The following is a 16,467-nucleotide window of genomic DNA, read 5'->3' on the forward strand; positions in this document are numbered from 1 at the left end:
CCCGCCTCGGGAGGGGGCGTCAGGCACAAGCGTATGCGAGAAACGCCGCCGCATGGACCAGCCGGGTAAATGGCGGGCGCCGCCGCGGAGCGAGAGCCATGGATCCCGGCCCGCTTTCGCTTCAGTCCCGCACCGCCGACGCCTCAGGATCGGCGGGATGAGAGGCGTTCCGAGTCGCCCTCTCAAGCGCGGCGAACAGGGTCTCCGGCTGGACCGGCTTGCCGATGAAGTCGTCCATCCCCGCGGCCGCATACTCCTCGCGCTGGTGCTGGAGCGCATTGGCGGTCAGGGCGATGATCGGCGTGGGGCGACGCCCAAGGAAGGCTTCCTCGGCGCGGATCGCCCGCGCCGCCGCAATGCCGTCCATGAGCGGCATCTGGATGTCCATGAGGATCACGTCCCAGGCGCGCGCCCGCCAGGCCTCCACGGCATCCCGCCCGTTCTCGACGAAGTGGCAGTCGACGCCCGTCGGCTCAAGGAGGAGCTGGAGAACCTTGCGATTGATCGGATGATCCTCGGCGGCGAGGATCTGCAGCGGCGCTGTCCGGCCTTCGCCGGATTGGCCCTTGACGTCTGAAGGTTCAGCCGCCGGTTCGATCACGGGCTCGGCGGCGAGGCGGGGCTGCTCCTGGAGGGGGAGGATCGCGACGAATTTCATGCCTCCCGCGACAAGGCGCTCGGCATGGATGTCGCCGCCCATCAGTCCGACGAGGTCAGCGCAGATCGACAGGCCGAGGCCTGCGCCGCCGTGCCGTCGCGTCGGCGACTCATCGAGCTGGACGAACTTCTGGAACAGGCGGTCCATCTGATCCTCGGCCACGCCCGCGCCCATGTCCGAAACCGCCAGCCAGAGGCCGCGGGGATCAGGCCGGGCCTCGACGAGTATCCGACCCTGATCACTGAACTTGACCGCATTCGAGATGAGGTTGGCCAGGACCTGTCGTATCCGGGTTTCGTCGCCGATATAGGCGTCTGCGAGATCCGGCGCGGCGGACAGCTGGAGCTCGAGACCCTTGGTTGTCGCCGCAGGCTCGAAGAGACGGACGAGGCTGTCGAGGAGGGCGCGAAGGTGGAAGGGGCGGGGCTCGAGGACGAAACGGCCCGCCTCGATTTTGGAGAGATCCAGCATGTCGTTCAGAAGGACTCTCAAGGCTTCGCCCGACTCCAGCAAAAGCTGGCTTTGTTCACGTTCGCGAGGAGGCAGATCCGATCCGGCGAGGACGCGCGCCAGGCCAATGACGCCGTTGAGCGGGGTCCGGATCTCATGGCTCATATTGGCGATGAAGGCGCTTTTGGCGCGGCTGGCGGCCTCCGCCTGGCGACGGGCTGCGACAGCCGCCGCCTCGGCGGCGCGCTGGCGCGCCATGTTCGCCGACAGCCCCCGTACTGCGGTTACAGTCGCCGCCACGAGCAACATCCCGGCCGCAAGGAGCTGCATCGCCGCCCAGGGGGAACCATAGTTGCGCCCGAGGAAGAGCGGCAGGCTCAGCAGGACGCCGAGGTGGGGAACCAGGGCGGCGAGCGATACGGCGCGCGAGCCGCCGGTCGCTATGGCCCCGTTGATAAGGGCGCCGGAGGCGAGGATCGCAGCGCAGATCAGACCGAGCGGGTCCTGGGTCATGGCCTGGCGCAGGGCGAAGCCGGCGAAGGACAGGTTGCCCGCGAGGACCAGGGCGAGGGCGAGCGGGGTCAGGCCGCGCCTGAGACGGGGGGAGGCGCTCCAAACGGAGGTGAGGAAGCGCTCGGCCGCCTGGATCAGGATGTAGGCGCTCGCCCAGACCAGGGCGAAAGGCGCGCCCACCATGGGCCAGAAGGCGCCGGCGATCAGCAGGCCGAACCCGACCCTCGTCCGCCATTGGCCCGCCCGTCGCCTCAGGGCCTCGCCCAGCCATCGTCTTTCCGTGGCGGTCATCCGCTTCTCTCCCTCGTGAATCGGATGGTGGGACGGTGTTCGTCAACAAAGTGTTCGAGGTCCTGCGAGCCGGAGGGCGACCGCCTCGACAATGTCGGGGGGCGCAAGGGAATCCACCTTAGGAGGCCGTCGGCCCTGTCCCGACGATATTCAAGGCGGTGATTGAACCGGGGCCCGTCATAACGGCGAAACCCTCGTCAAACAGGTAGAGAGACAACGTGCGGTCTCCGGCCATGGCCGCTCAGGCGCAGTCGGGGCGGGCAGCATCGGCGAGCCGACATAGGGGGCAAAAGCTTGAAGTGGAACGCGAGCGTCTTGCCGCGCACGCGAGGCGCTGCCGGGCGGCCGTAGGGGGAGAGACCCGCAAGTGGAGCGCGTCGCGCCCTTCTCGTCCCGGCGATCATAATCGTCATGGGCGGCGATGACCCCGTCCGACCGCGCCACGAGATAGAGATCGGACGGGGTCGCCGCCTTCCAAATTTCCGGAGCCTTGCGTCCCAGCCGTCCGGCTGTGCGGAGAACTCGCCTCAGCACGTCCGACCCGGTCATCAGGCGTCGCTGTTGCGTGGTCTCGGCGACGCGTCGTGAGGCGGGCCGGACGGGATGTGTCGACTTCCGGACCGAGGGGGAGGCGCAGGGAACTCGCGCCGCATCCATGGACTTGGTCGATCATGCCCCATCCCCTCCAGATCAAGGACGATCACTGGCGTCTTCGAGGTCACGGCGCCAGGCCCGTTTTTGACCCGGGAACGGCTCCCGCCGGGACCGACGAGGAGGCCGGAGGCGCGTCTTCGGTCCAGCCCGATCCAGTTGGGCCCGACGCGCCCCTGCCCACGGAACCCGTGTTTCAGCCGGGCGGACCGCGCCTCACCCGGGCGTTTTGGTACGGATGTGCGGCCGCGATCATCCTTGTGATGGTCGTGCTCGCCTTGATCAGCCTTTGACGGCCGGCCTCTGTCGGCGCCCGGACGGCCGCGCGGGCGCCCTCCCTGCATCTGCGGCGCTGACGGCCCGCCGCGGTCTCCACGAGACGCGATCTGGGTATGGCCGAACGGGGCGTCCGTTCGAGGCCCGAAACGGGCGCCGACGGCAATCCTGGGCGCGCATCGAGGCGGCTCTCGGTCACAGCGAAACCGTTCATGGGAGCAGTTGAGGATGCAGACGTTCATATTCGAGTCCGACGCGGGGGTAGGCGGACAAAACTTCAAATGGGCGGCGCCCCTGGCCTCCATCCAGGACGCCCAGATCGAGGCGGTCCGCACCCTCGGCGAACTGCTCAGGGACGACGGACCTATGTTCTGGGCCTGCGAAGGCGCGCGCATGACCGTCTCCCTGGTTGAAGGCGAACCCCTGTTCCAGCTTGTCGTGAACCGGGTGATCTCATCTGCCGTGGATGGCGGCGACGCCCCGCCGTCGCGAGGGGGCGAATGATCGATCGTGACGCCGCCGCCTGTCGCCGCGCCTTGTGGGAAATGCGGGAGATCGCCGCCGCAGCCTCCCTGGAGGGTAGCGCCATGACGGATCAGGAAGCGCTCCGCACGCTCTCGGCCATCGCCGCCTGGGTCGAGGCGGAGACGCCGCTCGACGGAGCGGCGTGCGGCGCCGCCATCCAGCTTCTGGTTGACCTCACGGACGGCGTCGACATCGACGCCCTCGACGACCGCCAGGCCCTGGACCTGTTCCGCCGCGTCCGGAACGGGTTGGAGACCTAGCCCGGGCCACCGGCTCCCGGTTTCGCCCCGGACCCGCCAACGCGGCTCCGGCCCCGGACTATCGGTGCGCGGCGGCTGCGAGCTGCCGACGGTCATCGGGCGGGGCGCGGCAGGAAGGCGCCGCGCCCGGGGCGGTCTGGGTTCTGGCGGCGACCGCTGCGGCCAATCGCCCAGGCAGGGATCGGCGGCCAAGCGGGGGAGTTGGCTTTCGAAAGCCATAAGGGAAACGACGAGCATGACTGAAGCCCACCGCGACTCCGATGCGACGAGAAGAGGCGGGGAGACCCACCAGACCGCCGCGGACGCCGCTTCCACCCTGACGACCAACCAGGGCGTCGCGATCGCCGACAACCAGAACCATCTCAGGGACGGTCCGCGCGGACCGTCCCTGCTGGAGGACATGATCCTCCGCGAGAAGATCACGCATTTCGACCATGAACGCATACCGGAACGGATCGTCCACGCGCGGGGCACGGGCGCCTTCGGCTATTTCGAGCTGACCGACAGTCTGGGCGCCTTCACCACGGCGCGCGTCCTGACCGAGATCGGCGAAAAGACCGAAGTCTTCGTTCGCTTCTCAACCGTGGCCGGCGGCGCCGGATCGGTGGACACGCCGCGCGATGTGCGCGGCTTCGCCGTGAAATTCTACACCCGAGAAGGCAACTGGGATCTGGTCGGCAACAACGTCCCCGTCTTCTTCATCCAGGACGCGATGAAGTTCCCGGACCTGGTGCACTCGGTCAAGATGGAGGCGGACCGGGGCTTCCCCCAGGCGACGGCGGCCCACGACACCTTCTGGGATTTCAATTCCCTGATGCCGGAGTCCACGCACATGCTGATGTGGGCCATGTCCGACCGGACTATTCCGCGGTCGTTCCGCACCATGGAGGGCTTCGGGGTCCACAGCTTCCGCCTGATCGACGCCGAGGGTCGGTCGCATTTCGTCAAATACCACTGGAAACCGAAGCTCGGCCTCCAATCGACGATATGGGACGAGACCGTGAAGATCGCGGGCGCGGACAACGACTATCAGCGGCGCGACCTGTTCGAGGCCATCCAGAGGGGCGACTATCCGGAGTGGGAGCTCGGGGTGCAGATCTTCGACGAGGAGACCGCGGCCGGCTTCCCGTTCGATCACCTGGACGCCACCAAGCTGATCCCGGAGGAGCTCGTACCGGTGCGCATCATCGGCCGCATGGTGCTCGATCGATATCCGGACAACTTCTTCGCTGAAACCGAGCAGGCCGCCTTCTGCCCGAGCCATCTCGTCCCGGGCATGGACTTCAGCAACGACCCCCTGCTTCAGGGGCGGCTCTTCTCCTATCTCGACACCCAGCTCAGCCGGTTGGGCGGCGCCAACTTCCATCAATTGCCGACCAACCGCGCGCGAGGGCGCGACGGAGGATGTCCCTTCCAGAACTTCCAGCGCGACGGCTCCATGCAGCACAAGGTTCCCAAGGGGCGCGCCAACTATGAGCCGAACAGTCTGGCCGAGGCCGGGGAGCGGGGCGGCCCCAGGGAGAATCCGGCCGCGGGATTCCGCAGCTTCCGGGAGCCGGCCGGCGAAGGCTTCAAGGGACGGTTGCGGCCCGAGAGCTTCGCGGACCACTACAGCCAGGCGCGGCAATTCTGGCGCTCGATGGAGCCCGCGGAGCAATCCCATATCGTCGGCGCCTTCGTGTTCGAACTGTCCAAGTGCGAGCACGGCCACATCCCCCTGCGCATGATCGCCAACCTGCGCAATGTCGATGAGGCCCTGGCCCGTCGGGTGGCGGACGCCATGGACCTCGAACTGCCGGCGGCCACGCCGACAGCCGCGCCCGTGCGGGACCTGGAGCCCTCGCCCGCCCTGAGAATCGTCGGCAATATGAAGGCGACGTTGAAGGGGCGCGTGGTGGGCGTTCTGCTCGACGAGGGCTCCTCCGCCGAGGACCTGGCGGCGCTCGAGGCTGCGGTTCAGGCCGAGGGCGCTTCCCTGAAGGTGGTGTGCCGGAAGATCGGTGGCGTCACCCTGTCCGACGGCAGCCGACGAAAGGCGGACGGACAACTGGCTGGCACGCCCTCCGTCCTGTTCGACGCCGTCGCCCTGTTGCTGGAGCCCGAGGCGGCTCAGACCCTCTGCGCCGAGGCCGCCGCTGTGCAGTTCGTCAACAACGCCTTCGGCCACCTGAAGGCCATCGGCCGCTCGGCCGGCGCCCAGGCCCTCCTGGACTGGGCGCGGGTCGAGCCGGACGAGGGCGTGACAGATCTCGCTGGTTTCGTGGAGGCCGCCAGGCATCGCTACTTTGATGCGAAACCCGGGTACGCGCCACGCCCTGAAACGCGGTGGCTGGTTCCGGAGCGCAAAGGCCGGAGCGGAACCAGCCGCTCCGGTGTTCGCTGAAACCCCTTGTGCGATCCATTGATAGGACGAAGGCCAGCCTTGAAGGGGTCTCGCCGCTTTGGGGCCGCGGGGGCGGGCAAGGTCAGGCTTCGATCAGGCGCCTGGGATCGCGGCAGGATCGAACCCTTGGAACCGGATCGATCGGCGTCTGCTTGAGGTCTCCATGAAGAAAGCCATCGTCACGGGAGCCGCGGGTCTGATCGGCCAAGGGATTTGCAGAGCCCTGGTCGATGACGGCTGGACCGTCGCCGCCTTCGACCTGAAACCCGGTCCGGATCACAGCCGGTCTGTGACCTGCGACGTGGGTGACGAGGCTTCCGTCCAGGCCGCCTTCGCCGAACTGGGGTGGGATAGGCTGGATCTGTTGGTCAACAACGCCGGCATCGCCGCACCGGACCGTGGTCCTATGACCGAACTGTCCTTGGCCGAGTGGCGCAAGGTCGTCGACAGCCACCTGACCGGCGCCTTCCTGATGAGCAGGGCGGCCATTTCCATGTTTGGAGACGAGGGCGTCATCATCAACATGGTTTCAACCAGAGCCTGCATGTCCGAGCCGAACACCGAGGCCTACGCCGCCTCAAAGGGGGCCTTGGTCGCGCTGACGCACGCCATGGCGATCAGTCTGGGGTCAAAAGTGCGGGTCAACGCCATCGCGCCCGGCTGGATCTCAGACGGTCAAGATCTTCGGCCGATCGACCACGCCCAGCACCCTGTCAGCCGGGTAGGCCGCCCCGAAGACATCGCGGGCGCCGTTCTCTATCTGGCCGGCGCCGGCTTCATCACAGGCCAGGTCCTGACCTTGGACGGGGGAATGACCCGCAAGATGATCTACGCCGAATAGCTCGGCCCCTCGCGGATTGCGGGCCCCCGCTTCGATGAGGGCCGCAAGCGGTCGAACGGTCTCGGCGGGATTGCTTTCCGCGATCGCCGGAAGAGGGAGGCTGGTCCGGTCTTAGTCTTTCGCCGACCTCCATTCTGAGCAGTGGCGGGCCGCTGTTCGCGGGCGCGGGGCTGCGTCTCGGCGGCCGGCGTGGTCTTGATCGGCGGTCGGGATCGCCGCCGGATGGGCTTGTAGGGCGGGGCGCCGCCCTTGTGTCGGATTCCCGACAATGGGGCGCTGTCGAGCGACAGCGGCTTTAACCGCCGTCCCGCGGCATCCCGCGCGGCCCATGGCAACCGGATGACGCCCGGGGCGCTTGGCTAGTCTAACCTCTCAGGAGCCCTGACTATGCGTCACGCCTCGATCATCGCCGCCGCAGCCGCCGCCTCCGTTTTATCCGCCTGCAGTCCGCAAGGCGGTAACGAGGCCGTCGACAAGGCCCAGGACGCCGTTTCAGCGCCGGTCGGTCAGACCTCGGCCGCCACCATGGGAAGCAATATGGTCAGCGCCTATGTGCCGGGCGCCGCCATGGGCGACATGTATGAAATCCAAGCCGCCGACATCGCCCTGGAGCGCGCCAAGCGGGCCGACGTCAAGGCCCTGGCCCAGATGATCAAAACCGATCACACCGCCGCCGCCGCCGCCCTCAAGACGGCTGCCGCCTCTGCGGCTCCGGACGTCGCGCCGCCCGCCGAACTGGACCAGCGTCGCAAGGGCCTGCTGGACAATCTGAGATCGGCGGGCGTGGCGGACTTCGACAAGGTCTATATCGACCAGCAGGTCGCGGCCCACCAGGAGGCCGTGACCCTGCATCGCGGCTTCGCTGACAACGCCGAGGCGCCGGCCCTGGCGGCCCACGCACGGACCGTCCTGCCGAAGATCGAGGCTCACCTGCAGAAGGCGCAGGAGATCCAGGCCGCGATCTCCGCCTGATCGACATGGCCCCCAGGCTGAAGGTCTTTGAATGGTCGGACGGCTTCCACCGCTTCACGGTGGCGGCTTCGTCCCGACCCAAGGCTCTGGCGGCCTGGGGCGTCCAGCAGGACATCTTCGCCTCCGGCCTGGCCAGGGAAGTCCCCGAGGCTGAGGATGCGGAAGCCGCGCGCGCCAGACCTGGCGAGGTGATCGAACGGGGACTGGCGGTCGACGTCGGCGAGGTCGGACCCCGGCGAGAGCGGGTGCGGGCGCGCAAGAGGCCGACGGCCGCCCAGAAGCGCCGGGTGGAAGAGCTCGCCGGCCGTTTGCAGGCGCTCGAGACCTCATACGCCGAGAGCGCCGAAGGCTTGCGCCAGGAGACGGCCAGGCTGGACGCGCGGGCCGCCGATGAGAAGGCGAGGTTTGAGAAGGCCAGGACGCGTCTTATCGGTGATCTCTCGGAGGCGCGCGAGAAACTTTGATCGGGAGGCGAGGGCGCCTCCCCATAACCCGGAGAAAACCAATGCAGGCCGAGCCGACAAGCACCGACGCCGAGATGGCGACCACCGGATTTCTGGATGACGACGCTCACGAGGGCGATCATGGAGCCTCGAGCATACAGGCGGTCATGATCAATCGACCGCGTTTCGACCTGTACGCCTTCTGGCGTGAGTTTCGGAACCTGCCCCTCTTCATGCCCAACGTCCGGTCGGTCAGCGCCGACGGCCGGGACTGGACGATCGCCGGGCCAGGGGGTTTCGACGTCGAGCTTGAAACCGAGATCGTGGAGGATCGGCCGGGCGAGAAGATCGCCTGGCGTTCGACCGAGGCGGCCGATGTCGATCATGAGGGTTGGGTCGAGTTTCGCGACAACGCCTTCGGTCGCGGAACCGAAGTCCGCGTCATGATCAGCTATGATCCGCCGGCCGGCGCCGTGGGCAAGCTGGTGGCCAAGGTGATGCAGCGCGAACCGCGCATCCAGGCCAGGCGAGAGCTTCGCCGTTTCAAGCAACTGATGGAGACGGGCGAGGTCTCGACCTCCCAGGCTCCCGCCGCCGCGCCCCGCGGCTGATCATCTCAAGGACAAATCATGCGCGCACTGACCTGGCACGGCAAACACGATGTTCGAGTGGACACCGTCCCTGATCCCGAGATCGTCAATCCCCGCGACGCCATCATCAAGATCACGGCCACCGCCATCTGCGGGTCCGACCTCCACCTTTACGACAGCGTCATTCCCGGCATGCACCGCGGCGACATCCTCGGCCACGAATTCATGGGAGAGGTGGTCGAGGTGGGGCGCGGCAACACCAGCCTCAAGGTCGGACAGAAGGTGGTGGTCCCCTTCGTCATCGCCTGCGGCCAGTGCTTCTTCTGCGGCAAGGAGCAGTACTCGGCCTGTGACAACTCCAATCCCGCGGACAAGTCCGACGCCTCCGAGGTCGCCTACGGCTACCCCGCGGCCGGACTGTTCGGCTATTCGCACCTGACGGGCGGATACGCGGGCGGCCAGGCCGAATATGCGCGCATTCCCTATTCGGATTTTGGTCCCATCCCAGTCCCCGAAGGCGTCGAGGACGAGCGGGTGCTCTTCCTGTCCGATATCTTCCCTACGGGCTGGATGGCGGCGGAAAACGCCGGGATCGAGCCAGGCGACACCGTGGTGGTCTGGGGTTGCGGGCCGGTGGGGCTGTTCACCATCAAGAGCGCGATCCACATGGGGGCAGGGCGGGTGATCGCCATCGACCATCATCCCCGCCGTCTCGCCCTGGCCAAGCAGAACGGCGCCGAGGTGCTCAACTATCATGAGGTCAAGATCCTGGAGGCCCTGAAGGAGATGACGGCGGGCATCGGCCCCGACGCCTGCATCGACGCCGTGGGCATGGAGGCGCATGGCTTCGCGCCGGATAACATCATCGATGCGGTCAAGCAGGAGACGAAGCTCGGCACTGATCGCCAGCATGTCCTGCGAGAGGCGATCATGGCCTGCCGCAAGGGCGGGCGCATCTCCATGCCGGGGGTCTATGGCGGGATCGGCGACAAGCTTCCGATCGGCGCCTTCATGCAGAAGGGTCTGACCCTGAAGACCGGCCAGACCCATGTGCAGAAATACCTGCCCAAGTTGCTGGAGCTGGTCATGGACGGACAGATCGATACGACCGACCTGATCAGCCATCGCCTGCCGTTGGAAGAAGCGGCGACCGCCTACAAGAACTTCCACGACAATCCGAATGAGTGGACCAAGGTCGTTCTCAAGCCCTGACGCCATTGTGGAGAGGGGACCGTTCCTTACCATAGACAAGGCCCGTCGAGAGACGGGCCTTGATGGCGGAGCCCCAGGGCTCGACGCGGTCACGCTACAGATGAGGACTGGCTAGTCCGGCCCCAGGCGACGAGCCCAACGGGCCTGGTCGCCAGAAAGACGCGACGCCCTCCTAGTCTCGATTGTCGCGTTCATGCCGCTTCTCCTCGCTGGACCCCTGCTGCGTCGAGCGGGCCTCGGGCGAATGCCCTTTGTGCACGTCTCCCTCACCGCCACCTCCGGAGATCTGGCTACGAGGCGAAAGGTGATCAGGCGCGTCGGGATCCTTCACCACGGGGTCCGGGCGCGGGGCGTCTCGATTTTGATGGCTTGATCCGGGGCCGCCCCAGCGGTCGGCGTCCTTGTCTCGGTTCATCGCAGCGTCTCCTGTAGTTGATCCACATTGATCGAACCGATAGGCAAGCCGGCTGTTCCCATTGTTGGGGCGAGGGCCTGGCGCGGGATGAGGGAACCCTTTCGCAGCCTCGATCCGGTTAAGCGCTTCCGGTCGACTTCGGGGTCGCTCCCGTCGGCGGCGTCTTGAAGGTGTCACCGATCTCGCGGGCATCGGGTCCGTCGGGGCCTGCTCGACGTTGGGACTCTTGACCGACCCGGCGCACAGCCTCGTCGGAGGTGGCGGGGTCCGGCTTGCCGCCGGGGCTGGCCGCGTTCCGCTCGCGGCCCTTGGATTGCTTTGCGTCTCCCATCCGTCTCTCCATCATGGCTTCACGAGGGGGAGGGGTTGAGGCGGGGGAAGGTTCCCAACGGGGCGTCCGGGACCTGCGACGGCGCCGGCTATGGGGGCGGGAGCCGAAATCGGAGCTTGGCGTTGAAGGCGCATGAATGTGACGCAGACCGCCGATCGCGCGGGAGACAGGGCCTATATCCGCGATCTGGGGCGCGCCTTCGGCGGCGCCTTGCTGTTCAGCCTGCCCCTGCTCATGACCATGGAGATGTGGGCGCTAGGCTTCGCCGCAGAACCGCACCGGCGCCTGGTCTATCTGTTGGCGGCGCTGCCGCTCCTCTTCGGATTGGCGCACTACGCGGGCTTTTCCGCTCGGCGCGGCCTCGTCAATAATCTGCTCGACACCTTGGTGGCCCTGGCGGTGGGCTATGTGACGGCGGCGGCCCTCATGTCGATCTTCAACGTGCTGGACTATAGTTCGGCGTCGTCCGCCGTGGGACAGGTGACCTTGCAGGCGGCGCCGGCCGCCCTGGGCGCCCTGGCGGCGCGGCGCCAGTTGTCAGACGCGTCCGACGAGGACGGCGAGGATCAGGCTTCCTACCCGGGCGAGCTCTTCCTCATGCTGGCGGGCGCGCTCTACTTCGCCATGAATCTCGCGCCGACGGAAGAAATGCGGCTTATCGCCTATCTCGCCACGCCGCTCGGCGCATTGGGCGTTTTGGTGCTGTCTATCATCCTGCTGCACCTGATCGTCTTCGAAGCAGGCTTCGCTGGCCAGGAGAAGGCTGAAACCCCGCTGAGGGCCTTTCTGGACTTCACCTTGCCGGGCTACGGGCTCTGCCTGCTGGCGAGTCTCGCCATGTTGTGGGTGTTTAGCGGGACGGACGGGCATGGTCTCCAGGCCTTGGTCGCCAACGTCGTGGTCCTGGCGTTTCCGGCTGCAATCGGCGCCGCCGCCGCGCGGCTCCTGGTATAGCCATGGCCCCCAAACGAGATCAGAAGCGAGGAAAGGGCGTGACGCGGCTTCAATGGGCCTGCGCCCTGGCCGGGCTTGTCGTGACCCTCGCAGCGGCGGGCGTTCTGGCTCTGTCCGCCTTTTCTTCGCCCGCACCGGCCACGCTGCACATCACGAGCGAGACCGTCCGTCGCTCGACCCAGGGATGGGTGGTTGATGTCCTGGTCTCCAACCGGGGCGACCTGACGGCCGCCGCCGTGGACATCGAAGGGCAGGTCGGGGATCAGCGCGCGTCGACCTCGCTAGACTATGTCCCTGGCCGCGGGGAGACGCGGGCCAGTCTGGTGTTCTCCGGGGAAGAGAGGCCCGAGCCGACATTGCGGGTGCTGGGCTGGTCGGAACCCTGACGTCTGGGCCGTGCCCCGGCGCCAGGCGCGACGGCGACCGATCGCGGCCGGTTCGGAGGGTCCGCAAACGGACGCCGCGGAACCGCAGCGGCCAACGGGCATTCACCGCGGGCGATCGCCAATGCGGTGGCGGGGGGCTTGTCCGGCGACGGGCGCCCTTCGTGGCGCGGCGTCGCAAGCCTTGTGGTTGTCGGAGTAGGGAAGGGCTCGGCTGTCGTGGCCGGGCGCCTTAGAGGTGGAGTCATGCTGTTAAGGACCCCGGCTATCGTACGCGCGTTCGAGCTCGCGGACTCGGGACAGTTCCGAATTCCAAGCGCGGTGCGTACCGCCATGGTCGCCGAGGGCTATACCCAATCAGACGTTTTCACGCTGGAGGGACGTGCGACCTGGGCTCAGCTGCGCAATCGATGCCTTGCGGCCAACGCGGAACGCGCGGCGCTCGCCCGAGCGACGATGGGCCCTTCCGGCCCCGCTCGACATGAACCTGCCGCCTAGGTCTGGAAGCGCACCAAGGCCCTAGCCAGGGCGGGAATGGGCCCGCTCTGAAACGGGTGTTCCGACGGGGGGCGGCCCAAGTTCGGTACAGACCTATCATGACGACAGGCCTTCGCTTCGGCGCATTGCCGCCCACGCCGTCCACCTCTGCGTGGACATGCAAAGATTGTTCGCTGAGGACACGGCTTGGCGGCCACCCCGGATGCTGCGGCTCCTACCCATCAGAGGGTCGGTGACTGCTGGTTCTAGGTGGGGGAGACCGATACGCTTTCGAGGGTCAGGCAGGTGCGGCTGCTTTCACGCACAGGGCGGTGAGCGCATTGATCTGATGAGGGCGGGTTGGTCCCGGCTTGACCAAAGAGGTCGGGGAATATGCGCCACGCCGGCGCGGCCTTGGGTCACATAGCCGCGCTACGCCGTTTAGGGACCAATGCGTCTTTATAGGAAGGGGACGCGGATGAAGGCCATTTCTCTCAAGGTGGTCATTGGCCTGGGGGCGGCCGCGCTTTTGGCGGCGCTGGCGCTAATGGTATGGGCTGGCTTCGCTATGTCCGCCCATGGCGGCTGAACGCTGACAGTCGCGGGGCCAACGCAGCTCTATGTCCGGCTGGGAGAGAGCACCAGACCATCGACGTCGAAGTTACGCCGGACCGTTAAGTTCCCTCCTCACAATTCTTGCGAGGAGGTGGGTTGAGGGGCGTAGCAGGCGAGTGACTGCGGTTCCCCGACGCCTGCAGACGTACGGGCGTGGTCTGTAAGGGAGCGGTCCTCATGTGGACTGAGCTCCAGTATGGGAGGGTCCGGGGGCTGATGAACGTAGCCGCAGGCGTCGGCGCCCAGGTCGCTGTCATGGCGGCCGTGATGCGAAAGCGGGTCGTCGAACATCTCGAAATGGCGGCGGCTTTAGCGCTGATACGGCCGTGTCTCTGCCGACAGCATCTCCGAAATCCACGGTGAAGGCGCTCATCAGACAGGGCGTCATCCGGCCTGCTGGAGCCAGTCTTCTTTCCTAACCAGGAAGCGGACGGCCGATCATTGCGGCAGCAGGGCCAGGCGGGCCTGGCCGTTGTCGCGGGCGTCCTGATCCTGCTGGCGTTCGTGTCCGTCGGCCTTTTGCTGGCGAGGCGATGATTGGCCTCGCCAGGTGAAACATGGCTGACGACTTCGCCTCGCAAGCTTCCATCCTCACCCGGGCCTGGGTGAGGATGGCGGACGCGGCCGTCCGACGCAGTCGGGGATCGCTCCGGGGGGGCGGGCCGTTGGAACGGCATGCATCTTCTGGGGTATCTCTTCGTCGGTTTCGACCTTCTGCTCAAGGCGATCACGGGTCGCGAGCGCTTCCTCTGAACTCGCGGACGCAGTGCGGATGTCAGCCATTCACTGAAACCGGCCGCCAACCAGGGTCTCGACCGCGTGGGCCATCAGGTATTCCCGCGCCGGGCTTTGCGGCGATTGCAAGGAGTCGGGGGTGACGAGTTCCCAAGCCGACACAGTAGCCGGGGCGGCGAAGGCGCGTGTGCAGACGACCATATCAATCGCTTTCGTCGGCGCGGGTCCGACCCCCTTTACACGCTCGAGTTTCTGTTGGCCGAGCCCCCGCGCGACGTGGGAATCACCGTGCTCGAGGCTCATGCGGAGGCCGGCGTCGGCGGCCCCTGTCGCCCCAGCAGGAATGATCCGGCCATACTGTCCAACATCGCGAGCGCGAAGATTCCACACCGGCCTTGCGGTGGCTCCGCACCTGGACAGCGTCCAGTTCTCCCGCTTCTGCCGCTCCCTCAAGCCGGTCTTCGTCGACGCCTATGGCGGGGTTCCGCATGAATCCGTCGAGCGCATGCTTGCGCTACATAGGGCTGGGAAACTGGAGGTTCTGGCTCTCGGCGACGACTATGGGATCGCCAGCCGGCCGCCGGGAGGCGGCGCGCGTCTGATCCGGGGACGGGCGGTTCGACGTTTCCCGGTCTTTATCGAGGCTACAGGCCGGAAGGTGCTCGGCGCACATCCAGTTCCCTTCCTGTCGCTGATCGAGCAGGGGGTCGTCCGGGACGCCTCCTCGGACGAGGACACTGACGGCGCCCGGGGCGTCGAGATCGACGACCGTTTCAACCTTGTAGCCGACGGTCTGCCGACGGATCGGCTGTTCTGCCTGAGTCCGCCCTTCATCATGGGCCGCCACCCCTTCGCCCAGGGCCTCACCAGTTCGCACGCCATGGGTGAAATCGTCGGGCGTCGACTGGCCTCGATCCTGGGGGACGGCCAGGCGTCGATCGACACGCTGCCGGCCGTGGCCTAGATTCGAGAGCATGAAGCTGTTCGCGATCTACATCGGCGGGGAGCATCCCGCCGCCAATATCGAAGTCCACGACATCCGCTTCGTCGCGGCCGCATCCCTGCAAGCCACCCACGCGATCCTGCTGGCGCAGTGGTGGGGCAGGCCGGGAAGTCTGCATATCGATTGCTGGTGCGAGATCGCGCGGGCGGACGGTTATGAGGTGTCGTTGAGGCCGGAGCCGTTCGAAGGTCCGGAACGGCTCTACTACGTCAATCTGGGCGGCTATGACGGCCTGGCTTTCGGCGAGCAGCACCGCAACGTCTTCGTGGTGGCCGACACCCTGGCGGGCGCCAAGGCCCGCGCGATCAAGCGGGCCAAGGGGTGGCGAGACGCTCACCGAGATGAAATGTACGAGGCCGACCAGGCGTTCGCCCTGGACGCGGCGGTTCTGGCCCAACGGCTCTACATCCACCTGACGCCCAGCCCCCTGAGCGGAGATCCGGATTTCACCTGCCGCTATGTTCCGGTCCGCTGAGCCTGCCAACTTCGGCTCAGGCCGGCAGGAGCGTTAATCGGCGGACCTGACGGTCTGCCGAAGGCGTCGCTTCAGGCCGGGAGATCGGCCAGGCGCTCCAGCTCATCATAGATGGCGTCCCCCGTCCGACTTTCGGCCTCGCGCCAAAGCGTGGCGGTCGTGGGGTTCACTAGGACCCCGTCAGAGGTGAGAACCAGGACATTGGGAAGGCCCGGCAGGTTGGGCGGTCCGAAGCGCCGGGCGATCTCCAGGTTGTGGCCGTCGCCGCTCCTGGGCATTCCGATGTTGACGAACACCAGCTCGTATTCGCGAGCGATCAAGTCGGCGAAGCGATCGGTCGCCAGCCATCCGGCCAGGGCGCGGCTGTCGCTGCACCAGTTGGCCCCCATCACCAGCAGAACCCGCTTCCCCGACCGTCCCGCGCGTTCTAGGGCGGCGTCGACGTCCGCTGAGGCGTTCTGGCTCACACGATAGGAACGGGCCTCCGGCTTGGGGGCGGTCGTGGAGAGGGGCGTCGATGCGCAGGCCGCGACGCTCAGGGCCATCGAGATGATCAATGTCAGCTGCTTCACGGGGTGATCTCTCATCGAACGGCGCGTTACGAATGTCGCGAACGGCTTCGCCACGAAACGCATCAGCGGTCAAGCTGCCGCCGTCTAGCGGCCTCCCTCGCCAGCGGGCGGGTCTTTGCGGTCCAGCGCGTCCGCCTCGCGCCTGTACCGCTCGGCGAGCCGCATGAACCGCTCGCTGTCCGCCTCGAAAGGAGTCAGGCGGGCCATGTTTTCCGCATTGCGTTGCAGCTGGCGAAGGTCAGAGACGGTCGGGAAGCGGGTCATTTCGGTACTGGACTGGACATGTATCCGGATCGAAGCAAGTCCTGAGCCGATGCGGGCGGGAGCCGACCTCGCTGGCTGATGCGTTCCCGGTGCTCGTCCAACATTATCGTGTAGCGCGGCGGCAGGAACGGCCTTGTTCCCCGTGGCTTGGCTCCCTGTAACCTCACAGGAGAACGAC

Annotated in this window: 17 protein-coding genes; 12 read left to right on the top strand and 5 right to left on the bottom strand. The window is 66.8% G+C overall.

The features are described 5' to 3' along the window. Positions 1–121: 121 nt before the first annotated feature. On the bottom strand, positions 122–1,912 hold the full coding sequence (locus tag B4A39_RS14100) for a response regulator (protein WP_292037170.1): 1,791 nt from the start codon (positions 1,910–1,912) through the stop codon (positions 122–124). A 1,155-nt stretch (positions 1,913–3,067) separates the two neighbouring features. On the opposite strand from B4A39_RS14100, the gene B4A39_RS14105 reads away from it, so the two are divergent. The 8 genes from B4A39_RS14105 to B4A39_RS14140 all read left to right on the top strand — a co-directional run bounded on the left by B4A39_RS14105 (position 3,068) and on the right by B4A39_RS14140 (position 10,065). Next, a complete protein-coding gene (locus tag B4A39_RS14105; protein ID WP_292037171.1) occupies positions 3,068–3,343 on the top strand; it encodes a DUF6894 family protein in 276 nt (91 codons plus the stop codon). Further along, positions 3,340–3,624: a hypothetical protein gene (locus B4A39_RS14110; RefSeq protein ID WP_292037173.1), complete on the top strand. Its 285-nt coding sequence runs from the start codon at positions 3,340–3,342 to the stop codon at positions 3,622–3,624. Before B4A39_RS14105 ends, B4A39_RS14110 begins: the two co-directional genes overlap by 4 nt. A gap of 235 nt (positions 3,625–3,859) precedes the next feature. Next, positions 3,860–6,007, top strand: a complete 2,148-nt coding sequence (locus B4A39_RS14115) for a catalase (protein ID WP_292037175.1) — start codon at positions 3,860–3,862, stop codon at positions 6,005–6,007. Between the two features lie 163 nt (positions 6,008–6,170). Next, positions 6,171–6,848: an SDR family oxidoreductase gene (locus B4A39_RS14120; protein WP_292037177.1), complete on the top strand. Its 678-nt coding sequence runs from the start codon at positions 6,171–6,173 to the stop codon at positions 6,846–6,848. A gap of 387 nt (positions 6,849–7,235) precedes the next feature. Then, positions 7,236–7,820 (top strand): DUF4142 domain-containing protein, encoded by a 585-nt coding sequence (locus B4A39_RS14125; RefSeq protein WP_292037179.1) that lies wholly within the window; start codon positions 7,236–7,238, stop codon positions 7,818–7,820. 5 nt (positions 7,821–7,825) lie between these two features. After that, the gene (locus B4A39_RS14130) at positions 7,826–8,284 is read left to right on the top strand and encodes a hypothetical protein (protein WP_292037180.1); all 459 of its coding nucleotides are present in this window, start codon (positions 7,826–7,828) and stop codon (positions 8,282–8,284) included. Positions 8,285–8,325: 41 nt separating this feature from the next. Continuing rightward, positions 8,326–8,874 carry an SRPBCC family protein gene (locus tag B4A39_RS14135; protein WP_292037182.1) on the top strand — a complete coding sequence of 183 codons (549 nt, stop codon included), beginning with the start codon at positions 8,326–8,328 and terminating at the stop codon, positions 8,872–8,874. Between the two features lie 18 nt (positions 8,875–8,892). After that, entirely contained in the window at positions 8,893–10,065 is a 1,173-nt protein-coding gene (locus B4A39_RS14140; protein WP_292037183.1) for a zinc-dependent alcohol dehydrogenase, read from the top strand. 533 nt (positions 10,066–10,598) lie between these two features. On the opposite strand, the gene B4A39_RS14145 is transcribed toward B4A39_RS14140, so the two are convergent. Beyond that, positions 10,599–10,811, bottom strand: a complete 213-nt coding sequence (locus B4A39_RS14145; RefSeq protein WP_292037185.1) for a hypothetical protein — start codon at positions 10,809–10,811, stop codon at positions 10,599–10,601. Positions 10,812–10,949: 138 nt separating this feature from the next. Here B4A39_RS14145 and B4A39_RS14150 point away from each other — a divergent pair, with 138 nt between their 5' ends. Both B4A39_RS14150 and B4A39_RS14155 read left to right on the top strand, forming a co-directional pair. Continuing rightward, on the top strand, positions 10,950–11,765 hold the full coding sequence (locus B4A39_RS14150) for a TIGR02587 family membrane protein (RefSeq protein ID WP_292037187.1): 816 nt from the start codon (positions 10,950–10,952) through the stop codon (positions 11,763–11,765). Between the two features lie 38 nt (positions 11,766–11,803). Then, on the top strand, positions 11,804–12,151 hold the full coding sequence (locus B4A39_RS14155; RefSeq protein WP_292037189.1) for a hypothetical protein: 348 nt from the start codon (positions 11,804–11,806) through the stop codon (positions 12,149–12,151). Positions 12,152–14,023: 1,872 nt separating this feature from the next. Here B4A39_RS14155 and B4A39_RS14160 read toward each other — a convergent pair. Then, positions 14,024–14,278, bottom strand: coding sequence for a hypothetical protein (locus tag B4A39_RS14160; RefSeq protein ID WP_292037190.1), 255 nt, complete (start codon positions 14,276–14,278; stop codon positions 14,024–14,026). Between the two features lie 97 nt (positions 14,279–14,375). On the opposite strand from B4A39_RS14160, the gene B4A39_RS14165 reads away from it, so the two are divergent. Then, a complete protein-coding gene (locus tag B4A39_RS14165; protein ID WP_292037192.1) occupies positions 14,376–14,939 on the top strand; it encodes a hypothetical protein in 564 nt (187 codons plus the stop codon). A gap of 10 nt (positions 14,940–14,949) precedes the next feature. Continuing rightward, positions 14,950–15,453, top strand: coding sequence for a DUF1543 domain-containing protein (locus B4A39_RS14170; protein WP_292037193.1), 504 nt, complete (start codon positions 14,950–14,952; stop codon positions 15,451–15,453). 71 nt (positions 15,454–15,524) lie between these two features. On the opposite strand, the gene B4A39_RS14175 is transcribed toward B4A39_RS14170, so the two are convergent. Both B4A39_RS14175 and B4A39_RS14180 read right to left on the bottom strand, forming a co-directional pair. Next, positions 15,525–16,025 carry a thioredoxin family protein gene (locus B4A39_RS14175; protein ID WP_292037194.1) on the bottom strand — a complete coding sequence of 167 codons (501 nt, stop codon included), beginning with the start codon at positions 16,023–16,025 and terminating at the stop codon, positions 15,525–15,527. 84 nt (positions 16,026–16,109) lie between these two features. Beyond that, complete coding sequence (locus B4A39_RS14180; RefSeq protein ID WP_292037196.1) at positions 16,110–16,289, bottom strand: hypothetical protein; 180 nt, start codon at positions 16,287–16,289, stop codon at positions 16,110–16,112. Positions 16,290–16,467 lie beyond the last annotated feature (178 nt).

This window comes from Brevundimonas sp. UBA4553, from assembly GCF_002387245.1.
Classification (GTDB): Bacteria; Pseudomonadota; Alphaproteobacteria; order Caulobacterales; family Caulobacteraceae; genus Brevundimonas.